Below are 12,555 nucleotides of genomic sequence, written 5' to 3' on the forward strand. Positions count from 1 at the left end.
GAAACTTTATGCATAAATTTAAGAAGCAAAAAGGTGTGGCAGCACTCTTTTTCATTCTATTAGTTCCGCCACTGTTTGGTATTTACAGTTTGGGGACTGATGGAGCCTTAATGATTCAAAATAAGGCTCGAATGAATGACGCTTTAGAGGTTGCAAGTTTAGCTGTCTCAGCATTAGACGATCCAAACTGGCCAGTGTATGCAGAAGGTGAAGCCCCTGCCGACTTTTTAGGTAGTGACGACAGCATTGCGGTAGCAAAGACTTACATTGAGCAATATATGGGCAATGCCAATGAAGTTGATTGGGTCAAAGTTGAAAAGTTAAGTTGCGATGAAATAGTTGCTTGTAAAGCTGGCTTAGCGAATGGAGAGCAGAGCTATTATCAATATCAAGTGTATGCAAGCAGTAACCACAACGTACTTTATCCAAATCTTATGGCGGGTGGTGACTCTGAATATACTGTTGGTGCCACAGGAATTTCGGAAAAGTATCAGGGACTCCCTGTAGATGTGGTACTGGTTGCGGATTATTCAGGTTCAATGTTAGACAATTGGAATAATACGCCGAAGTACGAACAAGTTTACGATGTTATCTCTAAGGTTACCGAAAAAATTGACGATGCCAATGAGGTTAGTGTTGCACAAGACAGTACAATTGCCATTACAGGTTTCAATAGCTTTCCTAATGTAACGGATAGTTCGGACAATAACTGTTACATGGAAATGCTGCATCTAAACTATACACTCAATCAGAACGAAGACGTGACAGCAAGAAGCATAGATTACACTGGCACAATCACAGCCGCTAACCTACGTAACGGAGAACTGGCTCTTAATCGTAAACGAATCCCCTACTATGACAAAATAGTGTATGTTATCGAGGATGCAACGAGTGACCCGGAAATACGCCTACGAAGTGACGAAAGTAATAACAACGGAGAAATTACCAAGGTTGCCGATGATGTAAACGGTAGAGTTTATGTAACATCGAAAGAAGGCGGCAAAATCTATAAGTATACGAAAGATGCTGATGGGAAAGTAAGCAGATATAGGTATAAGTCAAATCAGAACGTTTGGGAGCAACAGAGCGAAAATACAGTCTTCGAAATTATAGTGTCTGAATGTCTGAATTTAAGCAGGATTACCGACTACGAACGCGGATTCGAAGACGCGACCTTCCATGACGTCGACCTTACTTCTGAATTTTCTACTATCAATAATAAAGTGGCTTCCTTTTTACCAAACTGGGCTACCGCCTCCCACCAAGGCATTATTCGCGGTGCGCAAATTGCAGCAAAAGGTAGTAACCCACGGAAGTTAATCATAGTGTTATCTGATGGTGTTGACCAGCACAAAAACCCGTATATAACGTCTGGGACCTCAAACTTAGGCACCATTTCATCGACTCTCTATGGCAATCAATACTCGATGTGCGATGCAATTAAGACTGCCTTAGACCAAGATACATTTAATGTGGATTTGGGGAATAGCACCGCTGTAGATTTGCAAGTCGAATCAAGCATATTTGTTATTGGATTTGATTATGAGTTGAGCGGAAACTTAGCACTAACGACTTGTGCTGGCTCTGAGAATGTTTATTTGGCACAAAATAGTGACGAAATACTATCCACTATTTTGGAGTTAATTAGTGAAGAAGTCGGTCATTTAAGGTAAAGGATTAATAATGAATGTAATTAAGTTGCTGGCCGGAGCAGTTATTATGAGTGCAAGTCAAGCCAGTTATGCAGCCCAGGATGAGATAACCTATTACTGCTCTCAAGGAAGTGTAAACTCCCAGTATCAGGTGACAATGGGAGAGATAAAAAGTGTTCAAGTGCACGATGGCCCATTTATGTTACTCAGTACTGAAAGTGACCTAAGCTTAGCTAAAAATTATTTGCGAAGCGAGTTGGATAAAGTCGATTTACCAAGTGCTTGTAAAGAGTATCTTATATCTCAAGCAGGGTTTGCTACTTATTCCGAAGGGGAGTTAATTGCTCGTGTGTATTTTGAGTTTGACCGCTCTTCTTTAACAAAGGAGTCGTTATATATATTGGACCAATTAGAAAATGACCTAAAATTAGGCAGTACGAGTTTATTGATTGAAGGTCACACGGACAGCTTAGGGGATGAGTCATACAATATGAGGCTAGGGTTGAGTCGAGCCAAAGCTGTTGAGAACCATTTACTTACGTTGGGAGCCGAAGCTGGAGACCTTACTATTAGTAGTCTAGGTGAAAGTGATCCCATTGCAAATAATGACGTTAACGAAGGGCGAGCGAAAAACCGTCGAGTTGACCTGTCAATTTATGACTAGTTTACAAAGGAGTAGGAAGAATAGAGGTTGTAACAGATTCTGTGTGCTATTCTTCCTTTTTTTTCAGAAGTCTATACTGACTCAGCTTGCAATGTTTTACTCTTTTGCTCGTTGTTAGACGTTAATAGCTTTCCCACAAGCTTCCAAAGCAACAAAGTAATCAAAATACTAGCGTAACCATCTACCGCATAGTGCCAACCTAAGTGAACGGACCCAATTTGAATCGCCGCTAGGTAGGTATAACCGATATAGCCAAGGGCACGACTATGCGCTCTAGCACCTAAAGCCATCACTGTTGTTGTTGCGACATGCATACTCGGCATCGCCGAAACTCCAGCCCCGAGAGTTGATGCTTCAGCCACATGGCTATTCCACAGGTTTTGCTGTGTAGTAAGGGCCCATAAATCAATACCGTAATTTTCTAGTAGCCAATTTTGGTGTTCACCTAACTTGTGAAAAAGGGATCCATACCAATCGACTCCCAATTCGTTTGCTACAAAACATGGTCCAGCTGAAGAAAAAATGACCGCTAAAAGCCCTCCGGTAAACATCCACGTAACGATATAAGTCACTAGAAATTGCTTGCGGAAATGATCGTTACGAAAGTAAACCAGCAGGTATGTTAAAAATACAAGAAAGAACCAAATATTGTAGAGAAGGTTTATAATGAAAGTAACAGTAGGACCAGAGAATATATTGTGAGTGATCTTCCATGGTGAAATACCACCATGAATTAGTTTGTCTAGATCATAAAATGACCTGTCATATATGAAAGGGTAGGTAACTCCAATTGTGGTTTTAGTATTGGTATAAGCCGAGAAAACTATAGACGAAATAACAATGAAAAATAGTACACCCAGCCATGTTTCAGGTTTTGTTAGTAAATGTTTTAAGTCTGAGCTAACGACCTTCATGGGACTTTTGCCGCCGACTTTAAGTACATGAAATAAATAGAAAAGGAGCAAGAACCTGATAGAGAAATCAAGCTGAGATGACATGAATATGCCATACATAGTTAGGTTCAGTTGGTCTAATAAACCAAGGTATGAAAAATAAATGACAGTCAATATTACGGAAATGGCTGCCGCAATATAAAATGCAGTATCCCGAGCGACTGTTTCTTTCGTTCTTTTTAATAGGCTGTGAAGTTTTAACATTGATTGGCTGCTCACTAACTCTTTATCTTCGCTGTTGCGAGCGCCATTTTTGAATGCTCACTCAAAGGTTGTGTCGTCATCGCAGTGAGTGACGCACAGATTGAAAAGAATAACATTAACGGGGCCCCATGATAAAAATTACCGTCGACTGTGCCTTGTATTAGTAAGGCAATAAAGCCGCAAAATAGAGGTAGTGACGAAAACTCAGATTTGAAAGTATGAGTAAGTAACACTTGCAAGCTTAGAATTGCAAGCAGGGCTATCAGGGCAATTGTGGCGAACAGACCAAATTCAATTAACCATTGCAGCAAAAGGTTGTGTGGCTGCAAGTAACCTATGTCAGTGTTGAAAAAATGCCCCTCCGCACCATAGCCAAATAGAGGCTTTTGGGTGAAATTCTGTATTGCTTCATGCCATAAACTTACACGTGCTTGAAATGCCCCGGAACTCATTGCTTCAACAGACTCACTTTTTTTAGCAAACCTTACGAGACCATTCCACGTGAAAATACTAAATGGAATAGAGGCAATGGTGCTTGCAACTAATACGCTAATAAGTCGCAATACTTCTCTTAAGGACAGCTCTTGTTTACTTAATAATAAAAATAGAGCAAGACATAGCGTTACAAAATAAGCAACAAATGTACCTCGCCCACCAAGCCATATCATGTAACCAAAAGAGAGCGCCGTCAGTAAATATGTGTGTTTCTTTGCATTTGTTGTGAGTAACGTGATTGTCAAACTGATTGTGCTGAAGAGAACCAAATATCCTTGATATCTGCGATTCGCACTAAAGAAAAAGTCCCCTTGTGCCAATGCTGCATTAAGACTTGGTGTCCAATACGAAACTAGGCTAAAAAGGATGGCTAGGCAAGTTGCTAGCGCTATTGGAGTGGTTATGTCTATCGCTGTGTTGGTAATGCGTAAGTGCAGATACAGTACGAAGCCATAAGCGAAGTGCATGACAATGAAGAGACTTCTGTATAGGGCCGCAATGAAGTGTCCATCATCGACAGGCTCCAGATATACACCAAACAACCCAATACACAAGCTGATGAAGAACATGACCAAGGGAACTTTAACCGCCTTGGGTACGAGGCATAGGCTATTTTTATAATTGAGATGTTTAAGTAAATGGTTAATCATCAGTAATTCAATAAAAAATACTGCGAACGAACCATAGAAAGGTGTGTGGAAAGTAACAAAAAATATAGTGAATAAGCTAGCGCTTACTGGGGAGATTGAACGTAAAAAGGGCACAACAAAATCCATTTTTAAGGTGCTATTCCACAAGTACGTAGAATTGAATATTTATATTAAATAATAAAGTTGAAGTTAGGGGGGGTCAATTGGTACCTGCATTAAGTTGCAATAAACATCGGACAGTTCATAAATTTGTCAGGGTTGTGAGTAATAAAACGAAACAATCTTGTGTAACCGTTTCAACTTATCATTAATCTCACCTTTCGCTACCCAGATCACGTTCTCCAACGATTTCCCCAAAAATCCCCGCTATCAGTACAAAACTGTGCCCTAGATCGACTCTTTTTCTCTTTTAAACTGCTAAATTTTGCCGTGTAAACGTTTCCACGAGAGACGAACTTACCCCAACAATAAAAAGAGATAATAAATATGAAGAAACAAATGGTAAAAGGATTAGTTGCTTCTGCGGTTACACTAGCTTGCCTAGGGAATACTGCGTTCGCTGGTGAAGTTAAGGTATGGGCATGGGATCCAAACTTTAACGTAGCCATCATGGAGAAAGCGGCTCAACAGTTTGAAGCAAACCATTCTGGTACTGACATCCAAGTGATTGAATCTGCGAAAGCAGACATCGAGCAGAAACTGCACATCATGTTAGCGTCAGGCCAAACCTCTGAATTACCGGACATTGTACTTATAGAAGATTACAATGCCCAGAAATATCTTCTTTCTTACCCAGGCGCTTTTGAACCGCTAACTGGCAAATTAGACCACTCTCAATTTGCCCCGTACAAGGTTGATACGGCTACAGTTGGTGGAGAAGTGTACAGCGTACCATTCGATACTGGTGCTACAGGTTTTTATTACCGTACAGACATCCTAGCGGAAGCGGGTTTTTCAGCGGCTGACCTAGAAAACATCACTTGGGACCGTTTCATCGAAATCGGTAAAGTTGTTAAAGAGAAAACAGGCGTTTCATTCGCGGTTTACGATCCATCAGACATGGGTCTTGTTCGTGTAATGCTTCAATCTGCGGGTTCTTGGTACTTTAACGAAGACGGTTCTTTGAACATTCAAGGCAACAAAGCACTGGCTGAGTCTCTAGACACTTACGCAGAGCTATTTACGTCAGGTATTACTCGTCCAAACTCTGGTTGGGGTGAGTGGGTAGGTGCTATTAACAGTGGCCGTGCTGCAACCATCACGACCGGTGTTTGGATCACAGGTTCTGTTAAAGCCGCTCCAGATCAAGCGGGTAAGTGGGCAGTAGCTCCAACACCTCGCCTAAGCATCGAAGGTTCTCGCAACGCGTCTAACCTTGGTGGTTCTAGCTGGTACGTACTGAGCTCGTCGAAAAACAAAGACGAAGCGATCTCGTTCTTAAAAGAGACCTACACCGATAACCCTGGTTTCTACGACGAAATCCTGCAAGAGCGCGGCGCGGTAGGTTCTTACGTTGAGTCTGCGAACTCGCCAGGCTACGCTGAAGAGCAAGAGTTCTTTGGTGGTCAAAAAGTTTTTGCTGATTTCTCTAAGTGGGCTGCAGATATTCCATCTGTAAACTACGGCCTATACACTTATGAAGTCGATGCAGCACTTGCAGCGCAGCTTCCAGCTATCATGAACGGTGCGGAAGTAGAGCCGCTACTAAACGTTGTTCACCAAGAGCTTAAATACAGCCTTGAATAATAATTAATAGTCTTTCCTGTTATTTTACTCGGCCCTCACCGGGCCGAGGTTTTTCTCCTTTTTTTGGTATGCTTATGAACGGTCGTGTTGATACTGTGGGTACTTCTATGCAAAAGAAAACTCCACCCAAATCGAGAAGCTTCCATCGTTTTTATGATATAAACGGTTGGAGCTTTGTTCTTCCTGCTGTCATTTTGATAGCCCTATTCCTACTTTATCCAATAGCAGAGTCGCTATGGATGTCGCTTCACTCTGGTAAAGGGGTAGTGACCAAGTTTGTAGGACTTCGTAACGTCGAGCGTCTGTTCAACGATCCGGTTTTCCTTAAAGCACTGAGTAACACGTTCATCTTTTTGATCGTGCAAGTGCCAATTATGATTCTTTTGTCATTGATCTTGTCATCGTGCCTTAATCAGCCGAACCTCAAGTTCCGTGGCTTCTTCCGTCTTGCGATATTTTTACCATGTGTGACCTCTCTGGTTGCCTATTCTATTCTGTTCAAGAGTATGTTCGCACTCGACGGTGTCATCAACTCAACCCTTCTGTGGTTAGGAATTATTGAGTCTGCTATCCCTTGGATGACGGATCCATTCTGGGCCAAAGTGATGATCATCATTGCCATCACTTGGCGCTGGACGGGTTACAACATGATTTTCTATCTCTCAGCGATGCAAAACATCGATAAGTCGATTTACGAAGCGGCGAAAATTGAAGGTGTGAGCCCAGTGCGTCAGTTCTTCTTTATCACTGTGCCTTTGCTAAAGCCAACGATTCTGTTTACGTCAATCATGTCCACTATTGGTACCTTACAGGTATTCGATGAAGTGATGAACATGACCCAAGGTGGGCCGGCAAACGAAACGCTCACGCTGTCGCTATACATCTACAACTTGTCGTTCAAGTTTGTTCCAAACTTCGGATACGCTGCGACTGTGTCGTACGTCATCGTATTCTTCGCCGCTATTCTTGCAATCTTGCAGTTCAAAATTGCTAAAGATAAGTAGAGAAGGGAAATAAAATGAATAAATACAAAATCTCCAAGTACGGTATGTACTTTTTCTTAAGTGTGGCAGCCTTTGTCTCTCTGTTCCCTTTTTACTGGATGGTCGTGTCTGCCACAAACCTAAGTGCGGACGTAACCATTGGCAAATGGACATTTGGCAGTGCGCTTTTCGAAAACTTTGCGAAATTAAACGAGCAAGTAGATCTTACACGCATTTTCTACAATACCGCCAAAATTGCCATTATCAGCAGTATCTGTACGCTGCTTATCTCATCTATGGCGGGCTACGGTTTCGAAATCTATAAGAGCAAGCGTCGTGATACGGTCTACAATGGTCTGCTACTGACTATGATGATCCCGTTTGCAGCACTGATGATCCCACTGTTCACAATGATGGCTAAAGCAGGTTTGCTCGATACACACGCTTCTGTCATCTTGCCAACTGTGGCATCAGCGTTCATCGTGTTCTACTTCCGTCAGTCGACCAAAGCGTTCCCAAGAGAACTTGTCGATGCAGCGCGTGTTGATGGCGTGAGCGAGTGGAGAATCTTCTTCTTCATCTATATGCCAGTCATGAAATCTACCTATGCTGCGGCATTTATCATCGTATTTATGACCGCTTGGAATAACTTCCTATGGCCATTAATTGCCTTGCAATCGCCAGAGCAAAAAACCATTAACTTGGTGCTTTCATCACTGTCGAGTTCGTACTTCCCAGATTACGGTGTGATCATGGTAGCTACAGTAATGGCGACAATTCCAACGTTGGCCGTGTTCTTTGCCATGCAGAAGCAATTTGTTGCTGGCCTAACTGGTTCCGTGAAGTAGGGGGCGTTATGAAATCATTTCAACAAATCATTGAGGCGCGAGATTGGGAAAACGAGCAAGTGATTGCTGCCAATCAATACCCTGCGCATGCACCGCTTCGCAGCTATAAAGATGCTGAGCAAGCCATTTTAAAACAAGGCTCAGACAACTACGTTTCGCTTAACGGCGATTGGAAGTTTAAGTTGTTCGATAAGCCGGAATGCGTTCCCGCCGACGTTATAACGCCAGAGTTATCAGACTCAGATTGGGATAACATTGTTGTACCAAGCAATTGGCAGATGGAGGGCTATGATAAAGCCATCTACACCAATGTTAAGTACCCATTTGCCGATACGCCGCCGGTTGTTCCTGCGGAAAATCCAACAGGAGTGTATCGAACGGAATTCACCCTGGCTGAAGGCTGGAGCAAGCAGCAAACACGCATAATTTTCGATGGTGTGAACTCTGCGATGCACCTTTGGTGTAATGGCGAATGGGTCGGGTATGCACAAGACAGTCGTCTGCCAAGCGAATTTGACTTAAGTGAGCACGTGCGTGAAGGCAATAACCAACTGACGGTGATGGTGATCCGCTGGTCGGATGGCTCTTATTTAGAAGACCAAGACATGTGGTGGCTAAGCGGTATTTTCCGCGATGTTAGCTTATTGAGTAAGCCTCAAGTCCATATTGCCGATGTGTTTAATACCACCGAATTAGATGCGTGTTATCGCGACGCAACGCTGAAAACAGAAGTGGTGCTCAACACACTGTCTGACACGCATCAAGTACAGGTTACCTTGTACGATGGTGATACGGTTGTCGCTGAGTCCGAGAAGCAAAATACCGCCACTCGCTTGGTTGATGAGCGCGGGTACTGGCAAGATAAAGTACATGTAAGCATCCCAGTTGTTGAACCAAAAAAATGGAATGCCGAAACGCCTAATTTGTATCGCGTCGTGGTTTCTTTGCTTGATGACGCAGGCCAGGTGATTGAATGTGAATCATACAACGTGGGCTTTCGCCAAGTTGAAATCAAAGATGGGCAGCTAAAACTAAACGGTCAACCTTTGCTAATTCGTGGCGCTAACCGTCACGAGCATCACCAAACCAAAGGCCATGCAGTCAATCGCGACGACATGCTAGAAGACATTAAACTGCTGAAACAGTACAACTTTAATGCTGTTCGTTGTGCGCACTATCCTAACCATCCACAATGGTATGAGTTATGCGACGAATACGGGTTGTATGTGGTTGATGAGGCAAACCTAGAGACACACGGCCAAATTCCAATGTGTCGCCTATCGAACACTGTATCGTGGCTACCCGCCTACATGGCTCGTATGACGCATATGGTAGAGCGCGATAAAAACCACCCATCTATTATCATTTGGTCGTTGGGTAACGAGTCGGGCATTGGTAATAATCACCATGCTATGTATCAATGGACGAAACAACGCGATCCATCTCGCCCTGTGCAGTATGAAGGTGGCGGTGCAGAAACCGCGGCAACCGACATTATCTGCCCAATGTACCCTCGTGTTGATAAAGGTAGTGCTTTCCCAGCAGAAGGCCAGCCCGAACACGTGTTTTTGGGCATTAAAGGTTGGATTTCGAAACCTAATGAGACTCGACCTCTCATTATGTGTGAATACGCTCACGCTATGGGGAACAGCTTAGGCAGTTTTGACGAGTATTGGGATGCGTTTCGACGTTACCCACGCCTTCAAGGTGGCTTTATTTGGGATTGGGTTGATCAAGGTATTTCAAAATACGACGAGCAGGGCAACCATTACTGGGGTTATGGTGGCGACTTTGGCGACGTTATTAACGACCGTCAATTCTGCATCAATGGTCTTATGGGACCCGATCGCTCGCCACATCCGAGTGTGTTCGAGGCGAAAAAGGCGCAGCAGTTCTTCCAGTTTAAACTATTAGAAGCGCAGCCTCTGCGTCTGCAAATCCAAAGTGAGTACTTATTTACTCACGCAAGCAATTATCAGCTTAACTGGACGATTGTAGAGCAAGGTGTTGCGGTAGAGTCAGGCTCATTAGACTTAAATGTGGAAGCGCAGGGCTATCAAATTGAAACGCTACTCACTGATTTACCAGCCACCAAAGCAGGGAAAGAGTACTTCTTGAATATTCATGTGGTACTTAAATCGGCAACGACTTGGGCGGATGCAGGCTTTGAAGTAGCACAGCAGCAATTTGCATTACCTGCTTCGACGGAAATCATCGTACAGCCTTTGAGTGTTAAAGCGAGCGAACTCACCGTCGCGGTCACCAGCACTCATACCACGTTCGGTGGTGAGTCGTTTGAATTGGCGTTTGATAAGTCAACGGGTCTTATTGCAAATTGGACACGCAATGATAAGCCTGTGCTGATTGATGCACCGGTAGATAACTTCTACCGCGCACCACTAGATAACGATATTGGAACCAGTGAAGCGGACAACATGGATCCGAACACATGGTTAGCGATTTGGGGCTCAGCGGGTTACGACAAACTTGAGCGCTCTCTGATCGACATGCAAGTGGTCCCTGCGGGTAGCTCCGCAACTGTCGTTGTCCGGTTTGCGTACTCGGCGTTTGAGCAAGTCCGTATTGTGAGCACGTGGAGCTATACGGTTGATGTCAGCGGTGAGGTGTTGGTTGATGTATCGGTAGAGCTTGCGCAAGGGCTACCAGAATTGCCTCGTGTTGGGATGGAGCTGGCGCTGCCAGTAGAGTCAGACTCTGTGACTTTCTACGGCCGTGGGCCACACGAAAACTATCCAGACCGCATTTTGTCGACCTATGTCGGCTTGCATACTCAAACCATTGAGCAGATGCACACTAATTACGTTTTCCCAACGGAAAATGGCCTACGTTGCGATGTGAAACAAGCCACCATTGGCAGTTTGCAGCTTAATGGTCACTTCCACTTGGGCGTGAGTCAGTACACTCAGAAAAACCTGATTGAAGCGCAGCACATCAACGAGTTGGTTAAGCAACCTAAACTGATTGTGCGTGTAGATGGGTTTCATATGGGGATTGGTGGCGACGACTCTTGGAGTCGAAGTGTGCACGAAGAATTCTTGCTACGAGATAAAAAATATCGCTACCAGGTCAAATTAAGTGGCGTGTAAAACGTTTACACTGACCTATAATCAAGCTTTTAAGTAGTAAGCAAAAACAATAACGATTAAACGTGAGCCGCCTTACGAGGCGGCCAAAAGGAAAGTAACATGGCAGATATCAAACTAACCAATCTGGTCAAGTCTTACGGTAAAACAGAGATCATTCACGGTGTGGATTTAGACATCAAAAGCGGCGAGTTCGTTGTGTTTGTCGGTCCTTCAGGCTGTGGTAAGTCGACACTGCTACGTCTCATCGCGGGCCTAGAAGAGATCACCGACGGTATACTGGAAATTGACGGTGAAGTGGTCAACCACGTTAACCCTGCCGAGCGTGGCATTGCCATGGTTTTCCAAACCTACGCACTGTACCCACACATGACTGTGGAAGAAAATATGGGCTTTAGCTTGCGCATGAATGGCGTTGACAAAGCTGAAGTGTCTAAGAAAGTGGAAGCTGCAGCAACCGCGCTTCAACTTGGCGAGTTAATGAAACGTAAGCCTAAAGAGCTTTCCGGTGGTCAACGTCAACGTGTGGCGATTGGCCGTGCCATTGTCCGCGATCCGAAAGTGTTCTTGTTCGATGAGCCTCTGTCTAACCTCGATGCAGAGCTGCGTGTTGATATGCGTCTGCAAATCGCATCACTGCACAATGAACTTAAAAACACCATGGTGTACGTAACCCACGATCAGGTAGAAGCCATGACGCTCGCCGATAAGATTGTGGTACTGCGTCTGGGTAATATCGAGCAGGTGGGTTCACCGCTAGAGCTCTACAACCGTCCAGCAAATGAGTTTGTGGCAGGGTTTATTGGTTCACCGAAAATGAACTTCCTCCCATCCGATGTGATGGAAGTTACTGAGCGCGGCGTCACTATCGAAACGCCTGATAAGCAATCATTCACTCTGGATGCGAATGTTGATCAAGTCAAAGTAGGGGACAAGATCACGTTAGGTATTCGTCCAGAGCACTTGTGGGTCGACAAACAAGGCGAGCACACACTGCACTTTACCACTCATGCGGTAGAGCGCTTAGGAAACAGCACCTATCTATTTGGTCAAGTTGGCGGATACGATAACTTTAAGGTGCATGTGTCTGGTGACATGGAAATTAAACGTGGGGACGAAGTGGAGCTGAACTTCGATATTTCCGACTGTCATCTATTCTTAAACGAACAGTGTATTACAAACCTTTAAGGTCTTTCCCAAACCCCCGCCTTGTGTGGGGGTTTCTTTCTCTCTAAAAAGCACGCCCATGTATGCGG

The 12,555-nt window shown here is 44.1% G+C and carries 9 protein-coding genes; 7 read left to right on the plus strand and 2 right to left on the minus strand.

Features of this window, described 5'->3' with window-relative positions; translation table 11 throughout:
* Positions 1–8: 8 nt before the first annotated feature.
* Positions 9–1,673 carry a TadE/TadG family type IV pilus assembly protein gene (locus ST37_RS12390; protein WP_084886840.1) on the plus strand — a complete coding sequence of 555 codons (1,665 nt, stop codon included), beginning with the start codon at positions 9–11 and terminating at the stop codon, positions 1,671–1,673.
* A gap of 10 nt (positions 1,674–1,683) precedes the next feature.
* On the plus strand, positions 1,684–2,316 hold the full coding sequence (locus ST37_RS12395) for an OmpA family protein (RefSeq protein ID WP_084886842.1): 633 nt from the start codon (positions 1,684–1,686) through the stop codon (positions 2,314–2,316).
* A 71-nt stretch (positions 2,317–2,387) separates the two neighbouring features.
* Here ST37_RS12395 and ST37_RS12400 read toward each other — a convergent pair whose 3' ends face one another.
* Complete coding sequence (locus ST37_RS12400) at positions 2,388–3,473, minus strand: phosphatase PAP2 family protein (protein WP_084886844.1); 1,086 nt, start codon at positions 3,471–3,473, stop codon at positions 2,388–2,390.
* A 14-nt stretch (positions 3,474–3,487) separates the two neighbouring features.
* Positions 3,488–4,744, minus strand: coding sequence for an O-antigen ligase family protein (locus ST37_RS12405; RefSeq protein ID WP_084886846.1), 1,257 nt, complete (start codon positions 4,742–4,744; stop codon positions 3,488–3,490).
* Between the two features lie 360 nt (positions 4,745–5,104).
* Here ST37_RS12405 and ST37_RS12410 point away from each other — a divergent pair, with 360 nt between their 5' ends.
* The 5 genes from ST37_RS12410 (at position 5,105) to ugpC (ending at position 12,487) form a co-directional block, all read left to right on the plus strand.
* On the plus strand, positions 5,105–6,364 hold the full coding sequence (locus tag ST37_RS12410) for an extracellular solute-binding protein (RefSeq protein WP_084886848.1): 1,260 nt from the start codon (positions 5,105–5,107) through the stop codon (positions 6,362–6,364).
* A gap of 74 nt (positions 6,365–6,438) precedes the next feature.
* The gene (locus ST37_RS12415; RefSeq protein ID WP_242426300.1) at positions 6,439–7,368 is read left to right on the plus strand and encodes a sugar ABC transporter permease; all 930 of its coding nucleotides are present in this window, start codon (positions 6,439–6,441) and stop codon (positions 7,366–7,368) included.
* Positions 7,369–7,382: 14 nt separating this feature from the next.
* Positions 7,383–8,195, plus strand: a complete 813-nt coding sequence (locus ST37_RS12420; RefSeq protein ID WP_084886850.1) for a carbohydrate ABC transporter permease — start codon at positions 7,383–7,385, stop codon at positions 8,193–8,195.
* Between the two features lie 8 nt (positions 8,196–8,203).
* Positions 8,204–11,302: a beta-galactosidase gene (locus tag ST37_RS12425; protein WP_084886853.1), complete on the plus strand. Its 3,099-nt coding sequence runs from the start codon at positions 8,204–8,206 to the stop codon at positions 11,300–11,302.
* 99 nt (positions 11,303–11,401) lie between these two features.
* Positions 11,402–12,487 carry a sn-glycerol-3-phosphate ABC transporter ATP-binding protein UgpC gene (gene ugpC / locus ST37_RS12430; protein WP_084886855.1) on the plus strand — a complete coding sequence of 362 codons (1,086 nt, stop codon included), beginning with the start codon at positions 11,402–11,404 and terminating at the stop codon, positions 12,485–12,487.
* The last annotated feature ends 68 nt before the right edge of the window (positions 12,488–12,555 follow it).

This window comes from Vibrio sp. qd031 (assembly GCF_002100145.1).
Lineage (GTDB): Bacteria > Pseudomonadota > Gammaproteobacteria > Enterobacterales > Vibrionaceae > Vibrio.